Raw genomic sequence first — 21,040 nt, 5'->3', positions numbered from 1 at the left:
ACGGGTCAGGTCGGCAGCTGAGACGCTGCGCCGGTGTCGAGGAACCAGACCGTCCGCTCGGTGCCCTGTGCACCCGCACACGGCCAATCCAGTGGATCGGCACCGCGGTGAGCGGCGGCGACCGCTTCGGCCTTCTCGTCCCCGGACACCAGGAACCACACTTCCCGCGACCGGTTGATCACCGGAAACGTGAGAGTGATCCGCCGCGGCGGGGGCTTGGGGGAGTCGGTCACGGCCACAACCGGCAGGGTCTTTTCGGCGGTGGCCGCGGTATGGGGGAACAGGGAGTTGATGTGCCCCTCGCCCCCCATGCCGAGAAGGTGCACGTCGAAGGCGATACCGGGCCCCAGTTGCTCGGCATAGGCGGCGGCGGCGGCCTCGATATCGTCGCCGAATTCACCGTCGGAGGCGGCGATGACGTGGACACGGTCGGGGTCGACCGGAACATGATCGAACAGCGCCTCGAAGGCCTGACCGGCGTTGCGCTCGGGATCAGCGGCGGTCACGAAGCGTTCGTCGCCCCAGTACAGATCGATGCGCGACCAATCGATCGCCGGCCGGTCCGGCGGCGGGGTCTGCGCCAGGGCGCGGAGCAGTCCGATACCGTTGGAACCGCCGGTCAGCGCGACGATCGCGGTCCCGCGGGCCTGCTGGGCGCGGTACACTGCGTCGGCGAATCGATTCGCGGCCGTCGCGATGAGTGCGGACTGCGCATCGAAGATCAGGGTCTCACGTTCACTCATACCGTCTCTGCTTTCCTATGGGTCACACCGGACAGGCCCTGCAGGGCGTTCAGATACACCCCATCGTCGTCCAGTCGGCGCAATTCCTCGGCCAGGCATTCGGCGGTGGTCCGCCGTTGGAAGGGTGCGCGGCCGTCGGGATGTCCGGGAGAGCGCAACACGCCGCCGATCTCGTCGACGGTCATCTCCACCGGCCCGTCGCCACGCTCGAGGCGAACCAGCCAGGTGCCGTCCGTGCGGGTCACCGGAACCTGCAGATAGTGAGCCAGCCAGCCGGCGAACAGATCCAGTCCGGGATTGTCGGCGGGACCGACCACCGTCGCCGACAGCACGGGGGAGTGCGGCGGTCGGTCCAGTGCCGAGACCAGCATCGCCCGCCACGGTGTCACCGAACTCCAGGCCAGATCGGTGTCACCGGGGCGATAGGCCGACCTTAGGGCAGCCAGGGCCAGACCCGGATCGTCAGCGGCCCGCGCATCGGTGATGCGCCGCGAGGACAGTCGGCCCAGCCGATCTCGGGCCGGACTGACCGGTGCGGGCCCGGGCCACCAGGTCACCACCGGGGTGTCCGGCAACAGGAACGGTGTCACTACCGCTTCGGCGTGCCCGGCCAGATCGCCGGACAACTCGAGCACCACCACCTCGGAGGCTCCGGCGTCGCCGCCGACCCGGATCTGGGCATCGAGCCGGGTCGGTGCGCTGGCTCGGCCGCGGATCACCACGATCACTCGGCAGGGATGTTCGCGGCTGGCCGCATTGGAGGCCTGAACCGCGGTTTCGGCGGCGTCTCCGGGTTCGGTGACGATGATCAGCGTCAGGACGCGACCGAGCGTCACCTCACCGCCGGCACGGCGGATCTGCACCAGCTTCTTGCTGACGATGCGCGTGGAGGTGTCGGGCAGATCGACGATCATCGGTGTCTCCTCACGGTCGCCGCCACACCCGGCCGGTCAGCGCCAGCATCTCATCGGCGCACTCTGGACCCCAGGTCCCGGCCGCATAGTGCTCCGGCGTATCTCCCGCCTCGTCGGCACCGGCCCAGTGAGCCAGCACCGGGTCGAGAACCGACCAGCTCAATTCGACTTCCTCGTTCACCGGGAACAACGAGGGTTCACCCAGCATCACGTCCAGCAGCAGTCGCTCGTAGGCTTCCGGCGAACTGACGGTGAACGCCTCGCCGTAGCTGAAGTCCATGTTGACGTCCCGGACCTCCATGCTGGTGCCGGGGACCTTGGATCCGAACCGCAGGTTGACACCCTCGTCGGGCTGGATGCGGATGACCATCGCGTTCTGACCGAGTTCGGCGGTCATCGACTCGTCGAAGGGCAGATGGGGTGCGCGCTTGAACACCAGCGCGATCTCGGTGACGCGTCGACCCAGTCGTTTGCCGGTGCGCAGATAGAACGGCACCCCCGCCCAGCGCCGGGTGTCGACCTCCACGGCGATCGCCGCGAAGGTCTCGGTGGTCGAATCGGCTGGAAAACCCTCGTCGACCAGACCGTCGACGTGTTCGGATCCCTGCCAGCCGGCACCGTACTGCCCGCGCGCCGAGTGCTGCGCCAGCGGCTCGATGTTGCGGATGGAGGAGAGCACCTTGATCTTCTCCACCTGCAGTTCGCGGGGTGAGAAGGAGATCGGTTCCTCCATCGCCACCAGCGCCAGCAACTGCATCAGGTGGTTCTGGATGACGTCGCGAGCCGCACCGATGCCGTCGTAGTAGCCGGCCCGTCCGCCCAGGCCGATGTCCTCGGCCATGGTGATCTGGACGTGATCGATGTAGTGGCTGTTCCACAGCGGTTCGAAGATCTGATTGGCAAAGCGCAGCGCCAGGATGTTCTGGACCGTCTCCTTGCCCAGATAGTGGTCGATACGGAACACCGACTCTTCCGGAAAGACACTATTGACCAGCGCATTGAGCTCACGGGCACTGTGCAGGTCGTGTCCGAACGGCTTCTCGATCACCACTCGCTGCCAGGTCTGGTTCCGGCCCGACACGGCCATTCCGGTGCGCTTGAGCTGAGCGAGCACGGTGGGGAAGGCGTTCGGCGGAATCGCCAGGTAGAAAGCGTGGTTACCGTCGGTACCGTGCTCGATGTCGAGTTCGGTCAGCGTCTTCTTGAGACGATCGAAGGCCTCGTCGTCGTCGAAGCTTCCCTCGACGAACCGGATCCCCTGAGCCAGTCGCTCCCACTGTGCTTCGTCGAAGCCGGTGCGCGTGTGTTCGCGCACCGCGTCTTTGACGGTGTCGGCGAACTCGGCGTCGCTCCATTCCCGGCGGGCGAAACCGACCAGGGCGAAACTCGGCGGCAACAGCCCCCGGTTCGCCAGGTCGTAAACCGCCGGCATGAGCTTTTTGCGGGACAGATCCCCGGTGACGCCGAACACCACCAGGGCGCACGGCCCGGCGATCTGCGGCAGCCGCCGGTCGTCTGGGTCACGAAGCGGGTTGCGCCAACGGTCCGCGGACATCGTCGCCGGACTATCCCTGGGCGGACTCGAGTTGTTCGGCGGTGGTGGTGAGCAACTCGTTCCAGGCGACCTCGAACTTGGCCACCCCTTCGCTCTCGAGAACCTCGAACACCTCCGGCAGGTTCACACCGATACGGGTGAGCGCCTCGAACACCTCGCGGCTCTCCTCCGCGCGCCCGATGATCGACTCGGTGTTGACCCAGCCGTGATCGGCGAAGGCCTCGAGCGTCTTGCCCGGGATGGTGTTGACCGTGTCCGGTGCGACCAGTTCACTCACGTACAGCGTGTCGGGGTAGTCGGGGTTCTTGACTCCCGTCGAGGCCCACAGCGGCCGCTGGGGCCGTGCTCCGTGTGACTTGAGCGCTGGGAAACGCACACCCAGATCGAAGACTTCTTGGTAGGCGGCGTACGCCAGGCGAGCGTTGGCCAGCCCGGCCTTGCCGCGCAGCGCCAGCGCTTCGGGGGTGCCGATCGCCTCGAGCCGATTGTCCACCTCGGTGTCGACGCGGGAGACGAAGAACGACGCCACCGAGACCAGTTGGGCGATGTCGTGCCCGTTCTCCAGTGCCGCGTCCAGTCCGTCGAGGAAGGCGTCGATCACCTCCCCGTACCGCTCCACCGAGAAGATCAGCGTCACGTTGACGCTGACACCGGCGGCCAGCGTGCGGGTGATCGCCGGCAGTCCGGCCTTGGTGGCCGGGATCTTGATCAGCACATTCGGGCGGTCGACCAGCCGGTGCAGTTCGATCGCCTGGGCGACCGTGCCGTCGGTGTCGTGTGCCAGCCGCGGATCCACCTCGATCGAGACCCGTCCGTCGACACCGTCGGAGTCGGCGAACACCTGCTCGAAGACATCGCAGGCCGATCGGACGTCGTCGGTCGTGATGGCCGTCAGTGTCGCATCGACGTCGGCCCCGGTGCCGGCCAGAGTCGCGATCTGTTCGTCGTAGACGTCCGACTTGGCGATCGAGGCCTGGAAGATCGCCGGATTGGTCGTCACGCCGACGACCGAGTGACCGTCGATCTCATCCTGCAGCGCACCGGAGGCGATCATCTCGCGGGACAGGTCGTCGAGCCATACCGAGACTCCGGCCTCGGACAGTTCAGCGAGTTTCGGATTCTGAGTCATCGAGAGTTCCTCTTTCGGTCGGTCTGAACGTGAGTCGGTCCGTCAGGTCGGGCTGACCGCCGCTGGGCCTCAGCGGCCCAGCGCCCGGCGGGCCGCTGCGGCGACGGCGTCGGCGGTGATCCCGAACTCCTCATAGAGCTTCTGGTACGGGGCAGAAGCTCCGAAGCGTTCCAGCGATACGATCTCGCCGGTCGAGGAGCTGATGCCGTCGCCACCGTGTACAACGCGGTACCAGGGCATGGCGATTCCCGCTTCGACGACGACGCGCGGTACCCCGGCCGGCAGGACCGAATCGCGGTAGGCATGATCCTGCTCGTCGAACCATTCGATCGACGGCATCGACACCACCCGGGCGGCGATCCCGTCAGCGGTCAGGGCCGCTGCGGCCTCCACCGCCAGCGCCACCTCCGAGCCGGTACCGATCAGAACCACCTCGGGGGAATCCGGGCCGGAGAGCACATAGCCGCCGCGGGCGACACCCTCGTAGGAGGTGCCCGCCAGGATCGGAACGTTCTGGCGGGTCAGCGCGAGGCCGACCGGATTACGGCGCCGGCCCAGCACATGCCGCCAGGCGTGGGCGGTCTCGTTCGCGTCGGCCGGCCGGACCACGTCCAGGCCGGGGATGGCGCGCAGGGCAGCCAGATGCTCGACGGGCTGGTGGGTCGGCCCGTCTTCGCCCAGTCCGATCGAATCGTGGGTCCAGACGTAGATCGGGTCGATCTCCATCAGCGCCGCCAGGCGCACGGCCGGGCGCATGTAGTCGGCGAACTGCAGGAAGGTGCCGGCGTAGGGACGGGTCGGCCCGTGCAGCACGATGCCGTTGAGGATCGCCGCCATCGCATGCTCACGGATACCGAAGTGCAGGGTTCGGCCGTAGGGTTCGGCGGTCCACGTCGAGGTGCTGATCGATGCGGGACCGAACGAGGTCGCTCCGTCCATGGTGGTGTTGTTGGATCCGGCCAGGTCGGCCGAACCGCCCCAGAGCTCGGGCAGCACCGGCGCCAGTGCCGAGAGAACCTTGCCCGAGGCCGACCGGGTGGCCACGTCTTTGGCACCGGCTTCCCACGACGGCAGGGCATCGGTCCAGCCTTCGGGCAGCGCCTCGGCGAAGAGCCGGTCGTACAGATCCTTACGCGCGGGATCGGCGCCGGCCCATGCGTCGAAGCTCTGCTGCCACTGGGCCCGCTGCTTGGCGGCGCGGTCGATCAGGCCGCGGGTGTGACCGATCACCTCGTCGGAGACCTCGAAACTCTTGTTCGGATCGAAGCCCAGGATCTCCTTGGTGGCGGCGACCTCGGCCTCACCCAGGGCGCTGCCGTGGGAGGCGCCGGTGTTCATCTTGGTCGGGGAGGGCCAGGCGATGATCGTGCGGATCACGATCATCGAGGGCTTGTCGGTGACGCTCTTGGCGTGTGCGACGGCCTTCTCGATCGCGACGATGTCTTCGCCGCCCTCGATGGTCTGCACATCCCAGCCGTAGGACTCGTACCGCTGAGCGGTGTCCTCGGTGAAGGCGATCTGGGTGTCATCCTCGATCGAGATGTGGTTCTTGTCATAGAAGACGATGAGGTTGCCCAGTTCCTGGGTACCGGCCAGGGAGCTCGCCTCGGAGGTGACGCCCTCCTGGACGTCGCCGTCGGAGGCGATGACGTAGATGTGATGGTCGAACGGGCTTTCACCGGCCGGTGTGTCCGGATCGAACAGGCCGCGTTCGCGGCGGGCGGCCATCGCCATTCCGACCGCCGAGGCCAGACCCTGACCGAGTGGACCGGTGGTGATCTCCACGCCCTTGGTGTGCCGGTACTCGGGATGGCCGGGGGTCAGCGAATCCCAGGTGCGCAGAGCCTCGATATCGGACAGTTCCAGTCCGAACCCACCCAGGTACAGCTGGATGTACTGCGTCAGGCTGGAGTGTCCGCACGACAGGACGAAGCGGTCGCGGCCGACCCAGTCCGGATCGGTGGGGTCGTGTCGCATGACCCTCTGATAGAGGGTGTAGGCCAGCGGAGCCAGGCTCATCGCGGTGCCCGGATGACCGCTGCCGCAGTGCTGAACCGCATCGGCGGCCAGGAGCCGCGCGGTGTCGACCGCCCGGGTGTCCACGTCCGTCCAATCAGCGGGGTGCACCTGCTTGGTCAACTCTGCGATCTGTTCTATTACGGCCACGGTCGGGCAATCTCCTGTGCGGTGGAAGGGCGGTCCCTTCAAGCCTAGGGCATGGACGGCGAATCGTCCGCGCGGCCGGTTGGCGAACAGGACATCTCAGTCCTGCACGTCGGCCCGGATTCTTGTTCGCCTCGACTGAGGGCTACGATCGAGGACGTAGCCCAAGCCGATTACCCGGCCACCGGGGTTGCCGTGTGCCGCCTGAGTAGGTCGTGACACGAACAGTTCACCGCAGCAAATCAGGAGTCGGCGTTGAAAATTGGGGCAAGCGTGAATTCGAGCGCTTCCGCCAGCCATACCTCCGAGCCGGACACCGGCACGACCCCGTCCTCGTGGCCGGCCCGCGTCAAAGCGAAGGTGCTGGCGTATATCGCGCTGACCAAACCCCGGGTCATCGAGTTGTTGCTGGTCTCGACGATTCCCGTGATGCTGCAGGCCGACCGTGGGCATGTGAGCATCGGCTTGATCCTGATCACCGTCATCGGCGGCTGGATGGGTGCGGCCAGTGCCAACAGCCTCAACATGGTCGCCGACGCCGATATCGACCAGAAGATGAAGCGTACGCAGCGCCGACCGCTCGCCCGTCATGCGGTTCCGGTGCGCAATGTGTTGATCTTCGGGCTCGTGCTGGCTGCCGCGTCGTTCGTGACCCTGTATTACGGCACAGCCAATGCCGCGGGCGAGCGATCATTCCTGCCGTCGATCCTGGTGATGATCACCATCGGCTTCTATGTCTTCGTCTACACGCTGATCCTCAAGCGGCGCACCTGGCAGAACGTGATCTGGGGCGGAGCTGCGGGCTGCATGCCGGCGCTGATCGGCTGGGCGGCGGTCACCCATACGCTGAGCTGGCAGCCCTTCGTCCTGTTCCTGGTGGTCTTCTTCTGGACGCCGCCGCACACCTGGGCGCTGGCCTGGCGCTACCGCGACGACTATGCCGCCGCAGGTGTCCCGATGCTGCCGGTGGTCGCTACGCCCGAGCAGGTGACGCGGCAGATGCTGATCTACACCTGGCTGACGGTACTGACCTCCCTGTTCCTGATCCCGGTGACCAGTTGGGTCTACCTGACCGTCGCGGTCGGTTCGGGCGCATGGTTCATCTGGTACGTGACCCGTCTCTACATCGAGACCCGGCGGGGCGTCGAGGTCCGGCCGCTCAAGATCTTCCTGGTCTCCAACGAATACCTGGCCCTGCTGTTCTGCGGTCTGGCCGTCGATGCGGTCTTTGATCTGCCGACGCTGGTGTCCTACTTCTAAGCTTCCGGTTCCTCGGCTGCCAGCTGCGGGGCTGCCGACCGCTCAAGCCTGCGCCCTCTCAGCTGTTCAGTGGAGCTGATCTACGGGATCAGTACCGTGGTCCCGCTGGTTCTGCGCCCCTCCAGATCCCGGTGCGCCTGGACGGCCTCGGCCAGGCGATAGCGCTGCCCGACGCGCACCTGCACTCGTCCCGCGGCGACCGCCCCGAGGTAGTCGCCGGCCCGCCAGGCGAATTCGGCCGGATCGGCGATGAAGTCGGCCAGGGTCGGCCGGGTCACCGACAGCGAACCCAGCGGATTGAGACGCTGCAGATCGAACGGTGGCACCGGTCCGCTGGCGGCGCCGTACAGCACCACGCGGCCCCGTACGGCCGTCGACATCAGAGACTGCTCGAAGGTGCTCCGGCCGACGCCGTCGTAGACGATCGGCACGCCGATGCCGTCGGTGAGTTCACGGACGCGGCCCGGCACATCCTCGTCGTACCGCAGCACCTGGTCGGCGCCTGCCTGCCGGGACAGCGCCTCTTTATCATCGGTCGAGACGGTCGTGATGACGCGCAGTCCCTGGGCGGCAGCCAGTTGAGTCAGGATCAGCCCGACGCCGCCGGCCCCGGCGTGCAGCAGGATCGCATCGCCGGCGCGCAGACCGTTCAGCTCTGCGACCGGGACCGGAGACCGGCGAGCGGACCGGGTCCCGTCCGATTGGCAACCGCCTGATTGCACCCCGTCTGATTGCGGCCCGTCTGCGTACGAGCCGTCTGCGCGGGGGCCTGTCGACGGGTCGAGCAGGTAGTGGGCGGTGAGGCCGCGCAACAGTGACGATCCGGCGACCTCATCGGAGACGTCATCGGGAACGCGGACGGCCCGGTCCGCGCCGACCACAACCAGTTCGGCGTAACTACCGGGCGCATCGCACCAGGCCACACGCTGACCGATTCTGTCGGCGGGGACATCGGGACCGACCGCAATAACCTCACCGGCCCCCTCGGACCCGGGGATATACGGTACCGAGATCGGATAGAGGCCGCCCCGGAAATAGGTATCGATGAAGTTGACACCCGCAGCCCGCACCCGCACGAGCAGCTGACCGGGGCCCGGTTGCGGATCGGCAACCGCCGCCGGGGTCAGGACATCGGGTCCTCCGGTGGACGTCACAGTGATCGCGCGCATGCCTCAGTGTGACACGCGGCTATCATGAGGGCATGAGCGATGAGACTGTCACGCAGCCCGCCCCGGAATCCACCAAAGCCGCATTCGGCGTGGTCGACTCGATCCGCAAGTACGTCGCCTCCGAAGACGGCGCGGCCAGGGCCATCTTGCAGCCGGTCGGCGCCGCCGGAGTGCGGATCACGCTGATCGGGGAGAAGAACGGGATTCTCGGTGACCGGATGGTCCCCTCGCTGGCGGTGGCGAAGGATGTCGTCGGGCAGATCGAGGGTCTGGAGCTCGCCGAGGAGTGGGATCGCGAACTGACCAACAAGGCGACCATCACCCCCAGCCATTGGCGCAAGATGGCCGGCTGGGTCGCGCACCAGAAGTACTTCCCCAAGCCGCGCAACCGCAAGATCGTCGACTACCGGGGCTGACTGGTCGAAAAGACCGGCCCGGCGGCAGCTGCCGGCGGGCCGGTCTTTTCGTCTCTGCCTCGTTGTTCCTTGGTCGGACGGCGGGGGCATCGGACCGTGCGCACCGCCAGAGGTCGGCGCCTCAGGAGGCGGCGGGCACGGCCGGTTCCGGGTCGCCGTCGTGCAAATCGGCCGTCTTGGGTGCCCGGTAGGCGTGCAGTACCAGCAGTGTCGCACCGACCATCAGCAGCGCGCTGACCAGCATGTGGATGAGCACCAGCAGGATCGGCAGACCGCTGGCGTACTGCACGTAACCCACGACCCCCTGCAGCACCAGCAGTCCGCCGAACCAGTAGGTGGCCCGGCGCATCGCCAGCCGTGCGATCACCGCCAGGAGCAGGATCGCGAAACTCAAGCCCACCAGCGACCAGACGGCATCGACGTGCAGCTGTGTCGCCTGGGTCGGCTGCAATCCGTTGCGATGGGAGTTCTCATCACCTGAGTGCGGACCCGATCCGGTGACCACCGTGCCCAGATAGATCGTGATCCAGGTGATCACGTAGACGGTGAGCGCCAGGACGATCGATAGCCGGGTGATCACCGAATCCCGGGGGATGGGGGCCGGATCGGCAGTGCCGCCGGAGCGGGTGCGGTAGACCAGCCAGGTGGCCAGCGAGATGATCACCATGGTCAGCAGGAAGTGGAAGGCCACCACCCACGGATTGAGTTTGGTCAGGACCGTGATGCCGCCGATGACGGCCTGCAGCGGGATGCCCAGCGCCACCCAGGTGGCCAGTCTGCGCGAGATGCGATCGACCGGGCGGTAGCGCATCGCGGCGATCCAGGTGGCCACGGCGATCGCTACCAGGAGCCAGGTCAGCATGCGGTTTCCGAATTCGATCACCCCGTGGTAGCTCATCGGTGGGGTGTACTTGCCGTCACCGCATTGCGGCCACGTGGGGCAGCCCAGCCCGGAGCCGGTGACCCGGACCGCACCGCCGGTCACCACCAGCAGGATGTTGGCGGCCAGATCGGCGATCGCCCAGCCGTGCAGGAAACGAAGGGAGGGGGTGCGGAAGCCGAGCCAGCGGGAACCGGTGCCGAGCGACGATGAACTGCTCATTCGAACTTGAACCACCTGACTGCTCCGATACCGCCGACGACGGCCCAGACGAGAAGAACGACGAGACTGACTCCGGCGACGGCCTGGTCCTGGCTGGCCCGGGCCAGCGCCTCGGTCAGCGCCCCCGAGGGCGAGCAGCGCACCAGCCAGCCGGCCGCGCCGGGCAGACTGTCCTGGTAGACCACCAGCCCGGCGAAGGCCAGCAGCACGAACCAGATCAGGTTCGCCAGAGCCAGAACCACCTCCGCCTTGCCGGTACCGCCCAGCAGCAGCCCCAGCGTCGCGAAGGCGATGGTGCCCAGGGCGATGACGAAGGCACCGATCACCAGGCCCAGGACCGATGGGCGCCAGCCGTAGGCGAAGGCGATCGCACCCAGGATCACCGATTGCAGAATCACCACGACGACTACGGCGCAGGACTTGCCGGCGATGATTCCCCAGCGGGGGATCGCGGTGGCCCCGAGCCGTTTGAGGGCACCGTAGCGGCGGTCGAAACCGACGGCGATGGCCTGCCCGGTGAAAGCGGTCGCCATCACCGCCACCGCGACGATCGCCGGCAGGAAGGCATCGGCGCGCGCAGCCGGAGTGTCGCCGGAGTCCACGCTGATCGGCAGCAGACACACCCCGATCAGCAGCGTGATCGGGATGAACAGGGTCAGCAGCAACTGCTCGCCGTTGCGCAGCAGCAGAGTCAGTTCCATGCGGGTCTGCGCCGCCAGCATGCGGCTCAGGGGAGCCGGCTCGGGCGCCGGGGTGAAGGTTCCGGGTGCGAACCGGTTGGTGCCGGCCGGTCGGGAACTACTCATCGTCCTACCTCCGCAGGCTCGCCGAAACCGGCGCCGGTCAGACTCAGGAACACTTCCTCCAGGCTTTGCTGTGCCACCGAGATCTCGGTGGCCAGAACGTCGCGGTCGCGGCACCAGGCAGCGATCTTCGCGACCAGGTGGGGGTTTACCGGTCCGGTGATATGATAGCTCTGCGCCGAGACCCCGGGTTCGCATCGGTGGCCGGTGCCCAGCTCGGCGGCCAGCGCCGCGGTGTCGATCGGAGCGGCGGTCACCAGACGGAGGCGATCCTGTGTGCGTCCGCCGGTCAGATCGGCTGCGGTGCCCGAGGCCACGACGCGACCGTGATCGATGATCACGATCTGATCGGCCAGGGCCTCGGCCTCGTCGAGCAGATGTGTGGTCAACAGGACGGCGACCCCGTCCCGGCGCAGACGATCGATCAGTTCCCACACCAGAATGCGTGCGTGGGCGTCCAGTCCAGCGGTGGGCTCATCGAGGAAGACAAGTTCGGGCCGCCCGACGAGCGCACAGGCCAACGCCAGGCGCTGCTGCTGACCGCCGGAGAGCCGCCGGTACGGTGTGCCGGCGCAATCGGTCAGACCCAGCACCTGCAGGAGCCACTCCGGGTCGATCGGATCGGCGCAGTAGGCGGCGCACAGGCGCAGCATCTCAGCGGCTTTGGCTCCCGGATAGGCGCCACCGCCCTGCAGCATCACTCCGATCCGGGACCGGAGCTGGTCGTTGTCGGCGATCGGGTCCAGGCCCAGAACGCGGACCTGGCCGGCATCGGGTCGCTGGAATCCTTCGCAGATCTCCACGGTCGTGGTCTTTCCGGCACCGTTGGGACCCAACAACGCCAGGATCGAACCTCGTTCGAGTCGCAGATCTAGGCCGTCGACGGCGGTGACCGGGCCGAAGCGCTTCACCAGTCCGGTGACCGCGACGGCGGGGGAGGTCTCCGGGGTCGGGTTCACCCTGTCAGCCTAAGCCCCCGCGCCCGCCCGGGCCCACCCGGGTCAGGCCCGACGGCGGCTGCGCAGCCAGCGCCGCGTGGGGTGATCCAGGAAGAAGAACACGCTGGTGATCAGGGTCACCACCAGTCCGGTGGCCAGGCCCTGCGCCACGACCATCGGCGGGGTGTCCGAACTGGTCGGCATCACCACCACGGCGATGATCCCGGACACGATCACCGTGCCGACGCGGAACCAGCGGGTGGTGGCCCAGGCGGCCAGCGGGATGATGGCCCACAGCAGATACCAGGCCTGGACGAACGGAAAGAACAGCACGAACGTCGCCATCGCGATACCGAGACCGCCGAGGGGATGGATACGCCCGGACAGACAGGCCAGTAGCCACCGCACGACGAACAGTCCGGCGATCAGCTGACCGATGGGCCGCGCGATCTCCAGGATCGCGTCGGTCTGCTCACCCAGTCCCAACCAGAGTCCGATCCGCCCGGCGACCACACCCAGCAGAGTCGGCATCGACATCCAGGAACGCACGATTCCCCCGGTGGACAGGGTCGAGGTCCAGCCGAAACCCAGCCCGGTGCCCAGGCAGATCGCGACCACCACCGCCACCATCACCGTGCCGGTCAGCAGCGCCGACCGGGTCAGCGCGAACACCGTAGCCCGCGATCGCGCCCACCACTGGCGCAGCGGTGCGTTGCGCAGCGCCGGCAGGGTGGCTCCCCAGCGACGGGACAGGGCGATCCCCACGAAGCCCAGTGCCAGTAGCGAGGCGACCTTGATCATCGACGAGGCCGCGATCATGGCGACGCCGGCGACCAGGAGCCAACCGGCCTTGGTGGGCAGCAGTCCGTCCCACAGACTGTTCAGGCCGTAGATAGCCCGGAAGCACCATTCGACTCCGACCAGCATCATGCCGATCATCAGGGCCTCGTTGTGGATACCGCCGACCAGATGCAGGATCAGCAGTGGGTTCATCGCCCCCAGCCACAGCGCGGCCACCGACGACACCCCGCAGCGCCGGGCCAGCCGCGGCAGCGCCCAGATGATCATCGCCACACCCGCCAGGGCGACCAGACGGTGCAGGCCGATGGCCACCGGGATGTTCTCGCCGGTAACCCGGGTGATCTGCTCACCGATCCACAGGAACAGGGGACCGTACGGCGCCGGGGTGTCCTTCCACAGGTTCGGCACCGACAGTGCCAACGGGTGGTCCACCCCCAGCCCGCGCATCGGACTGTAGGTATAGGGGTCCATCCCGCGGAAAGCGATCGCGCTCTGGGCCAGATAGGAGTAGACGTCCTTGCTCAGCAGCGGGGGAGCGAACAGCAACGGCAGGATCCACATCAGCAGCGTGCGGTCGGCCTGCGCCCGACTCATCCGCCGGGCCGGACTCCGGTTCTCGGCGACTTCGACCGAATAACGCCCGATCGCATAGCGGCCGATGAGCACCCACGCGACCACCAGCATCATCGTCCCGGCGATGGAGATGGTCAGCGCCGTCGAGAACATCCGGGCCGGCAGCGACAGAACCCGCATGCCGGTGACCGGATTCTGCAGCACCGGCATCATCCCGGTGCCCAGCGACCCGATCAGAACCAGAACGGCGCCGGTGGTGCCGAAGAGCCGGATGCGACGCATCCGCAGGCGCTCCAGTGGATTGAGTGGACCGACTTCGCGCGTCTCTTCGCCGTGCAGCCGTGCCAGCATGACGCCGTAGTCACCGGTCGCATCGATATCTGCGCTGCGTGAGGGGCGCGAGAGACCGAGATGGTCGAGCGCAGCGCGCACTCCGGGAACGTTCGGCACCCGTCCGACTCTAGGGCATCGGCGCCCGGATTCTTCTCCCTCATGCCCCCGGTGTCGCCGGACCCGCACAGGACCGTCGCTTAGGTGACCCTTGGTGGAAGGCGGGGAATAATTAAGTCACAATATTGTTGTGAAAAGCATGGAGGACACGAATGCGCTGCTCAGCGAGCAGCAGGCGGAAGGGACCGGCCCCGACGGCCAGACCCGCAGCGCCGTCGTATCCCTGCTCGTCGATGAGGGCCCGCTGACGGCGTCGGATATCGCTGAACGCCTCGGCATCAGCGCAGCCGGAGTCCGTCGCCACCTCGACATTCTGACCGGCGCCGGAGACGTGGAGACCGCCGCACCCGGTTTCGGCCGGCGGGGACGGGGACGGCCGGCCAAGTGGTTCCAGCTGACTCCGAGCGGTCGCGGAAAGCTTCGTCACGCCTACGACGATCTCGCCGGCGCGGCACTGCGTAAGCTGCGCGACATCGGCGGTCAGCCCGCGGTTGAGGACTTCGCCCGGGACCGCATCGACGGCATCATCGAGGGCGTGACACCGGTCGCCGAGGGCGACGATCCGGTCGCCACCGTCCACCAGATCGCCGATGCGCTGACCAGCGCCGGCTACTCGGCCAGCGTCCGCAAGGCCGGCAGCGGTGTGCAGATCTGCCAGCATCACTGCCCGGTAGCCCACGTCGCCACGGAATTCCCCGAACTGTGCGAGGCCGAGACCGAACGGTTCACCGAACTGCTCGGCACGCACGTCCAGCGCCTGGCGACCATCGCCAACGGCGACTGCGTCTGCACGACCCATGTCCCGCTGCACCCGCCGCCGGATTCCGGGCGATTGCTGGAGCTGGCGCCGCCCCCCGGTGGTCAGCCGGCTTCCCCGCACGCTTCGAAGACCAACCCGTCCAGCTCAGCTCCCACCCTCGACCGAAAGGCCACACAATGACGGTCACTGACCCCGCCGCGACCACCGTCGCGCCGGCCCCGCTGTCCCAGGAAGAGACCATCGCGTCCTTCGATCGGTACGGCTACGGCTGGTCCGACAGTGACGATGCCGGCGCTTCGGCCCGGCGCGGACTGTCCGAAGCCGTCGTGCGCGACATCTCAGCCAAGAAGGACGAGCCCGAATGGATGCTCAACCAGCGGCTCAAGGCCCTGCGTATCTTCGAGCGCCAGCCCATGCCCGGCTGGGGTGCCGATCTGAACGGCATCGACTTCGACAACATCAAGTACTTCGTCCGCTCGACCGAGAAGCAGGCCCAGTCCTGGGAAGACCTGCCCGAGGACATCAAGAACACCTACGACCGCCTGGGCATCCCCGAAGCGGAGAAGCAGCGCCTGGTCGCCGGTGTTGCCGCCCAGTACGAGTCCGAAGTGGTCTACCACCAGATCCGGGAGGACCTGGAGGAGAAGGGTGTCATCTTCCTCGACACCGACACCGGTCTGCGCGAGCACCCGGAGATCTTCCAGGAGTACTTCGGCAGCGTCATCCCCGCCGGCGACAACAAGTTCTCGGCCCTGAACACCTCGGTCTGGTCGGGCGGCTCGTTCGTCTACGTCCCCCCGGGCGTGCACGTCGACATCCCGCTGCAGGCCTACTTCCGTATCAACACCGAGAACATGGGCCAGTTCGAGCGCACGCTCATCATCGTCGACGAGGACGCCTACGTGCACTACGTCGAGGGCTGCACCGCGCCGATCTACAAGTCCGATTCGCTGCACTCGGCGGTCGTGGAGATCATCGTGAAGAAGGGCGGCCGCTGCCGCTACACGACCATCCAGAACTGGTCGAACAACGTCTACAACCTGGTCACCAAGCGCGCCAAGGCCGAAGAGGGCGCCACGATGGAGTGGGTCGACGGCAACATCGGCTCCAAGGTCACCATGAAGTACCCAGCCGTCTGGCTCACCGGTGAGCACGCTAAGGGCGAGGTCCTCTCGGTCGCCTTCGCCGGCGCCGGGCAGCACCAGGACACCGGCTCCAAGATGGTCCATTTGGCACCGAACACCTCGAGCAACATCGTCAGTAAGTCGGTGGCACGCGGGGGTGGCCGCTCGTCGTACCGCGGGCTGATCAAGATCAACCCCGGGGCCCACGGCAGCCGCTCGACCGTCGAATGCGATGCCCTGCTGGTCGACCAGATCAGCCGCAGTGACACCTACCCCTACGTCGACATCCGCGAGGACGACGTGACCATGGGCCACGAGGCCACCGTCTCCAAGGTCAGCGACGACCAGATCTTCTACCTGATGAGCCGCGGGCTCACCGAGGAAGAAGCGATGGCCATGGTGGTGCGCGGCTTCGTCGAGCCGATCGCCAAGGAACTGCCGATGGAATACGCACTGGAACTCAACCGGCTCATCGAGCTGCAGATGGAAGGATCGGTCGGCTGATGACCGCCGCTCAGAAGAGCAACAATCCCGATACCAACGCCCCGGTCACGCCGGTGGTCAACAAGGGCGAGCTGTTTACCTCGTTCGACGTCGACGCCTTCGAGGTCCCCGGTCAGCGCGAGGAGGCCTGGCGGTTCACACCGTTCCGGCGTCTGCGTGGACTGCACGACGGCACCGCCGCTCGCACCTCGACCACAACGGTCACGGTCGAAGGAGTCGGCGATGGCGTCCAGGTCGAGACCGTCGACCGCGGCGATGCGCGTCTCGGTTCCGGCGGCGAGCCCTTCGATCGCGTCGCCGCACAGGCCTTCTCCTCGTTCGCTGAGGCCACCGTGGTGACGATCGCCGGCGAGGCACAGGTCACCGAACCTGTCCTGCTGACCATGACCGGCCCCGGCGCCGGCCAGGTCGCTTACTCGCACCTGCAGATCCACGCCAAGGCCTTCGCCAATGCGACCGTGGTCCTGGATCAGCGTGGCGGCGGCATCATCGGCGAGAACGTCGAGATCATCGTCGACGACAGCGCCCATCTGACGGTCATCAACGTCCACGACTGGGACGACGATGCGGTGCACGTGAGCGCCCACCACCTCTCGCTGGGCCGCGACGCGGCACTGCGGCACTTCGCGATCAGCCTGGGCGGGGACACCGTCCGGATCTCGCCGCGCGTGCAGTACCGGGCCCCCGGCGGCGACGCCGAACTGCTCGGCCTGTACTTCGCCGACGCCGGCCAGCACCTGGAACAGCGCCTGCTGGTCGATCACTCGGCGCCGCACTGCCGCTCACATGTGGTCTACAAGGGCGCCCTGCAGGGCGATGTCTCCGGCGATAAGCGCGGGGAGGCCCGCACGGTCTGGATCGGCGATGTCCTGATCCGTCCCAGTGCCGAAGGCACCGACACCTACGAGCTCAACCGCAACCTGGTGCTCACCGACAACGCGCGCGCCGACTCGGTCCCGAACCTGGAGATCGAGACCGGCGAGATCGTCGGCGCCGGCCACGCCAGCGCCACCGGGCGTTTCGATGACGAGCAGCTGTTCTACCTGCAGTCCCGCGGTATTCCCGAAGACCAGGCGCGCCGCCTGGTGGTCCGCGGCTTCTTCGGTGAGATCCTCGCCAAGATCGCCGTCCCGGAACTGCGCGAACGCCTGGAAGCCGCCGTCGAAGCCGAACTCGAATCCGCCGGCGCCTGAGCGCCGCCCCACAGCCACAAGAAAGAGACACATGAGCACGCTGGAAATCCGCGACCTGCACGTCGATGTCGCACAGGAGGACCCCACCGCCGAGCCGATCCACATCCTCAAAGGGGTGAACCTGGCGATCGACTCCGAACAGACCCACGCCATCATGGGCCCCAACGGCTCGGGCAAGTCCACCCTGGCCTACGCGATCGCCGGGCACCCCAAGTACGAGGTCACCCGGGGTTCGATCACCCTCGACGGTGAAGACGTCCTGGCGATGAGCGTCGACGAGCGCGCACGGGCCGGCCTGTTCCTGGCCATGCAGTACCCGGTCGAGGTGCCCGGGGTGTCGACGTCGAACTTCCTGCGCAGCGCGGTCACCGCGGTGCGCGGCGAGGCGCCGAAGCTGCGCCACTGGGTCAAGGAGAACCGCGAGGCGATGGCCGCGCTGGAGGTCGACCCCTCCTTCGCCGACCGCAGCGTCAACGAGGGATTCTCCGGCGGTGAGAAGAAGCGGCTGGAGATCCTCCAGCTGTCGCTGCTCAAGCCGAAGATCGCCGTCCTCGACGAAACCGACTCGGGCCTGGACGTCGACGCCCTGCGCGTGGTCGCAGAAGGGGTCAACCGCTACCGCGAGTCCGAGCACGGCGGGATCCTGCTGATCACGCACTACACGCGGATCCTGCGCTACATCAAGCCCGACTTCGTGCACGTCTTCGTCGACGGACGCATCGCCGAATCGGGCGGACCGGAACTGGCCGACGAGCTGGAGGAGAACGGCTACGAGCGGTTCACTTCGGCAGCTGCGGTCTCCTGAGCCGGTGACTACCACCGTCGGTTTCGACCTCGCGGCGGTGCGTGCGGATTTCCCCATCCTGGCACGCACCGTCCGTGACGACCGTCCGCTGATCTATCTGGACTCCGGTGCCACATCGCAGCGACCGCTGCAGGTACTCGATGCCGAACGCGACTTCCTGCTGAACCACAACGCCGCCGTGCATCGGGGCGCACATCAGCTGGCAGAGGAGGCGACCGACGCCTACGAGCACGCGCGCGCGACGATCGCCGGCTTCGTCGGTGTGGCCATCGACGAGATCGTGTTCACCAAGAACGCCACCGAGGCGCTCAACCTGGTGGCCTATGCCCTCGGCGACGAGCGCGCCGCCGCCGTTCTGGGGGGATCGCCGCTGGGTCCCGGTGACACCGTCGTGGTCACCGAACTCGAGCATCACGCCAATCTGGTGCCGTGGCAGGAGTTGTGCCGGCGCACCGGGGCCACCCTGCGGTGGTATGCGGTCACCGATGACGGCCGCATCGATCTGGACTCGCTGGAACTGGACGATACGGTCAAGATCGTCGCCTTCACCCACCAGTCCAATGTGACCGGTGCGGTGACCGATGTGCCCGAACTGGTCCGTCGCGCCCAGGCGGTCGGCGCGATCACCGTCCTGGACGCCTGCCAGTCCGTGCCCCACCTGCCCGTCGACTTCGCCACGCTGGGAGTGGACTTCGCCGCGTTCTCCGGCCACAAGATGCTCGGTCCGTCCGGCGTCGGTGTGCTCTACGGCCGGGCCGGACTGCTGTCGCAGTTGCCACCCTTCCTCACCGGTGGGTCGATGATCGAGACGGTGACGATGGAGCGGTCGACGTATGCGCCCCCGCCTCAGCGTTTCGAGGCGGGTGTCCCGATGACCTCGCAGGTGGTGGGGCTGGGGGCGGCGGTGGAATACCTCGCCGCGCTCGGCATGGATGCCGTGGCTGCGCACGAGCACGCCCTGGTCGAATACGCGCTGGACAAGCTCCGGCAGATCGACGGGCTGCGTTTCGTAGGCCCGGCCGATGCCACCGACCGCGGTGCGGCGATCTCGTTCGTCGTCGACGGAATCCATGCCCATGACCTGGGTCAGGTCCTCGACGACGAGGGTGTGGCCATCCGGGTGGGGCACCACTGTGCCTGGCCTCTGCATCGCCGGTTGGACGTGGCGGCCAGCGCGCGCGCCTCGTTCGCCCTGTACAACACGTTCGACGAGATCGACGTGCTGGCCGCGGCGATCGTGAGGGCGCAGGAGTTCTTCGGCACCGACGTCAAGACGGGGGACTGACCGTGCGAATGGAGCAGATGTACCAGGACGTGATCCTGGACCATTACAAGCACCCGCACGGGCGCGGGCTGCGCGAGCCCTACGATGCCCAGGTGCACCACGTCAACCCGACGTGCGGTGACGAGATCACCCTGCGCGTCCACGTCGACGGCGGCACGGTGGCCGACATCTCCTACGACGGGCAGGGATGCTCGATCTCGCAGGCGTCGACCTCGGTTCTGTTCGACCAGTTGGTCGGGCTGGAACTGGAGGAGGCGCTGGCAGCGGTGGAGTCGTACAACGCCATGCTCACCTCCCGAGGCGCCGATCCCGGTGACGAGGACGTCCTCGGTGACGGCATCGCGTTCTCCGGTGTGAGCAAGTATCCGGCGCGGGTCAAGTGCGCACTGCTGGGGTGGATGGCCTTCAAAGACGCCCTCGCCCAGTCGGTCGCCTGAGTCCGGCCGCCCCGGAAACCGAAACCCCCTGAACGAATCGATCGGATGGAGAAGACGATGACAGAAGAGACCAAGGCTCCCGGCGAGCCGCAGACCTCGTTGCCGACGGTCGACGACGTCGAAGAGGCCATGCGCGATGTGGTGGACCCGGAACTCGGGATCAACGTCGTCGACCTCGGGCTGGTCTACGGGCTGGAGGTGGCGGAGGATGCTGCGGCCAAGATCGACATGACGCTCACCTCGGCCGCCTGCCCGTTGCAGGATGTGATCGAGGATCAGGTCCACGGCGTTCTGGTCAACAGTGGGCTGTGCACCGAGGTCGAGATCAACTGGGTGTGGCTGCCGCCGTGGGGTCCGGACAAGATCACCGATGACGGCCGCGAACAGCTTCGTGCGCTCGGATTCACCGTTTAGTACCCCGTCTGCAGGGTATTCATGGAGTGGGCGGGAATGATCTCGTCGCACCCCACGTTGAGGATGATATGAGCACAATCGAATTGACCGGTGAGACCTTCGAAAAGACCATCCTCGAGAACGACATCGTCCTCGTGGACTTCTGGGCGGCCTGGTGCGGCCCGTGCCGCCAGTTCGCCCCGACCTTCGAAGCCTCGTCGGAGCAGAACACCGATATCGTCTATGGCAAGGTCGACACCGAAGCCGAACAGCAGCTGGCCGGAGCCGCCCAGATCCGGTCCATCCCGACCCTGATGGTCTTCAAGAAGGGCCATCTGGTGTACAACGAGGCCGGCGCCCTGCCGCCGCAGGCCCTGGATTCGCTCGTCGAGCAGGTCAAGGCCCTCGACGTCGATAAGGCCATCGCCGAAGCGCAGGCCCAGGCCGAACAGGACAGCTGAACCGACCACTCTGCAGCCCGCGACGCCGCCCCCGATCCGATCGGGGGCGGCGTCGACTCATC

20 protein-coding genes are annotated in these 21,040 nt (G+C 67.1%); 10 read left to right on the top strand and 10 right to left on the bottom strand.

What is annotated here, in order from left to right:
• Window positions 1-5: 5 nt before the first annotated feature.
• From pgl to tkt, 5 genes are all read right to left on the bottom strand, one after another.
• Window positions 6-743: a 6-phosphogluconolactonase gene (gene pgl, locus GOHSU_RS07370; protein WP_005939147.1), complete on the bottom strand. Its 738-nt coding sequence runs from the start codon at window positions 741-743 to the stop codon at window positions 6-8.
• Complete coding sequence (locus tag GOHSU_RS07365; RefSeq protein WP_005939145.1) at window positions 740-1,657, bottom strand: glucose-6-phosphate dehydrogenase assembly protein OpcA; 918 nt, start codon at window positions 1,655-1,657, stop codon at window positions 740-742. Before GOHSU_RS07365 ends, pgl begins: the two co-directional genes overlap by 4 nt.
• Before the next feature lie 10 nt (window positions 1,658-1,667).
• Window positions 1,668-3,212, bottom strand: a complete 1,545-nt coding sequence (zwf, locus tag GOHSU_RS07360; protein WP_005939142.1) for a glucose-6-phosphate dehydrogenase — start codon at window positions 3,210-3,212, stop codon at window positions 1,668-1,670.
• 10 nt (window positions 3,213-3,222) lie between these two features.
• The gene (gene tal, locus GOHSU_RS07355) at window positions 3,223-4,341 is read right to left on the bottom strand and encodes a transaldolase (protein ID WP_005939139.1); all 1,119 of its coding nucleotides are present in this window, start codon (window positions 4,339-4,341) and stop codon (window positions 3,223-3,225) included.
• 69 nt (window positions 4,342-4,410) lie between these two features.
• On the bottom strand, window positions 4,411-6,507 hold the full coding sequence (gene tkt / locus GOHSU_RS07350; RefSeq protein WP_005939136.1) for a transketolase: 2,097 nt from the start codon (window positions 6,505-6,507) through the stop codon (window positions 4,411-4,413).
• A gap of 270 nt (window positions 6,508-6,777) precedes the next feature.
• Between tkt and GOHSU_RS07345 the strand changes: the two genes are divergently transcribed.
• A complete protein-coding gene (locus GOHSU_RS07345) occupies window positions 6,778-7,764 on the top strand; it encodes a heme o synthase (protein ID WP_005939134.1) in 987 nt (328 codons plus the stop codon).
• Window positions 7,765-7,844: 80 nt separating this feature from the next.
• Here the strand turns inward: GOHSU_RS07345 and GOHSU_RS17115 are convergent, their stop codons facing one another.
• The gene (locus GOHSU_RS17115) at window positions 7,845-8,933 is read right to left on the bottom strand and encodes a quinone oxidoreductase family protein (protein WP_005939133.1); all 1,089 of its coding nucleotides are present in this window, start codon (window positions 8,931-8,933) and stop codon (window positions 7,845-7,847) included.
• A 32-nt stretch (window positions 8,934-8,965) separates the two neighbouring features.
• Here GOHSU_RS17115 and GOHSU_RS07335 point away from each other — a divergent pair, with 32 nt between their 5' ends.
• Complete coding sequence (locus GOHSU_RS07335; RefSeq protein ID WP_005939131.1) at window positions 8,966-9,349, top strand: hypothetical protein; 384 nt, start codon at window positions 8,966-8,968, stop codon at window positions 9,347-9,349.
• 121 nt (window positions 9,350-9,470) lie between these two features.
• On the opposite strand, the gene GOHSU_RS07330 is transcribed toward GOHSU_RS07335, so the two are convergent.
• Genes GOHSU_RS07330 through mptB form a run of 4 tightly spaced genes read right to left on the bottom strand, consistent with a single transcriptional unit; the run spans window position 9,471 to window position 14,016 of the window.
• The gene (locus GOHSU_RS07330; RefSeq protein ID WP_005939130.1) at window positions 9,471-10,451 is read right to left on the bottom strand and encodes a COX15/CtaA family protein; all 981 of its coding nucleotides are present in this window, start codon (window positions 10,449-10,451) and stop codon (window positions 9,471-9,473) included.
• The gene (locus GOHSU_RS07325; protein ID WP_005939128.1) at window positions 10,448-11,257 is read right to left on the bottom strand and encodes an ABC transporter permease; all 810 of its coding nucleotides are present in this window, start codon (window positions 11,255-11,257) and stop codon (window positions 10,448-10,450) included. The genes GOHSU_RS07330 and GOHSU_RS07325 overlap by 4 nt, the downstream gene beginning before the upstream one ends.
• A complete protein-coding gene (locus tag GOHSU_RS07320; protein WP_005939126.1) occupies window positions 11,254-12,213 on the bottom strand; it encodes an ABC transporter ATP-binding protein in 960 nt (319 codons plus the stop codon). Before GOHSU_RS07320 ends, GOHSU_RS07325 begins: the two co-directional genes overlap by 4 nt.
• A 42-nt stretch (window positions 12,214-12,255) precedes the next feature.
• A complete protein-coding gene (gene mptB / locus GOHSU_RS07315; protein WP_005939122.1) occupies window positions 12,256-14,016 on the bottom strand; it encodes a polyprenol phosphomannose-dependent alpha 1,6 mannosyltransferase MptB in 1,761 nt (586 codons plus the stop codon).
• 139 nt (window positions 14,017-14,155) lie between these two features.
• Between mptB and GOHSU_RS07310 the strand changes: the two genes are divergently transcribed.
• The 8 genes from GOHSU_RS07310 to trxA all read left to right on the top strand — a co-directional run bounded on the left by GOHSU_RS07310 (window position 14,156) and on the right by trxA (window position 20,978).
• Window positions 14,156-14,956 carry a helix-turn-helix transcriptional regulator gene (locus GOHSU_RS07310; RefSeq protein WP_005939119.1) on the top strand — a complete coding sequence of 267 codons (801 nt, stop codon included), beginning with the start codon at window positions 14,156-14,158 and terminating at the stop codon, window positions 14,954-14,956.
• The gene (sufB, locus tag GOHSU_RS07305) at window positions 14,953-16,404 is read left to right on the top strand and encodes a Fe-S cluster assembly protein SufB (protein WP_005939117.1); all 1,452 of its coding nucleotides are present in this window, start codon (window positions 14,953-14,955) and stop codon (window positions 16,402-16,404) included. The genes GOHSU_RS07310 and sufB overlap by 4 nt, the downstream gene beginning before the upstream one ends.
• A complete protein-coding gene (gene sufD, locus GOHSU_RS07300; RefSeq protein WP_005939115.1) occupies window positions 16,404-17,597 on the top strand; it encodes a Fe-S cluster assembly protein SufD in 1,194 nt (397 codons plus the stop codon). Before sufB ends, sufD begins: the two co-directional genes overlap by 1 nt.
• 31 nt (window positions 17,598-17,628) lie before the next feature.
• The gene (sufC, locus tag GOHSU_RS07295) at window positions 17,629-18,402 is read left to right on the top strand and encodes a Fe-S cluster assembly ATPase SufC (RefSeq protein WP_024332859.1); all 774 of its coding nucleotides are present in this window, start codon (window positions 17,629-17,631) and stop codon (window positions 18,400-18,402) included.
• 4 nt (window positions 18,403-18,406) lie between these two features.
• Entirely contained in the window at window positions 18,407-19,687 is a 1,281-nt protein-coding gene (locus GOHSU_RS07290) for a cysteine desulfurase (RefSeq protein WP_005939109.1), read from the top strand.
• Between the two features lie 2 nt (window positions 19,688-19,689).
• Window positions 19,690-20,124 carry a Fe-S cluster assembly sulfur transfer protein SufU gene (sufU, locus tag GOHSU_RS07285; RefSeq protein ID WP_024332858.1) on the top strand — a complete coding sequence of 145 codons (435 nt, stop codon included), beginning with the start codon at window positions 19,690-19,692 and terminating at the stop codon, window positions 20,122-20,124.
• Window positions 20,125-20,181: 57 nt separating this feature from the next.
• Window positions 20,182-20,538, top strand: a complete 357-nt coding sequence (locus tag GOHSU_RS07280; RefSeq protein ID WP_155821025.1) for a metal-sulfur cluster assembly factor — start codon at window positions 20,182-20,184, stop codon at window positions 20,536-20,538.
• Between the two features lie 68 nt (window positions 20,539-20,606).
• On the top strand, window positions 20,607-20,978 hold the full coding sequence (trxA, locus tag GOHSU_RS07275; protein ID WP_005939100.1) for a thioredoxin: 372 nt from the start codon (window positions 20,607-20,609) through the stop codon (window positions 20,976-20,978).
• Window positions 20,979-21,040: the final 62 nt, after the last annotated feature.

The organism is Gordonia hirsuta DSM 44140 = NBRC 16056 (assembly GCF_000333015.1).
GTDB classification, from domain to species: Bacteria; Actinomycetota; Actinomycetes; order Mycobacteriales; family Mycobacteriaceae; genus Gordonia; species Gordonia hirsuta.
Note: the sequence above shows the minus strand (reverse complement) of the source record. Positions and strands in the feature narration are given on the sequence as shown.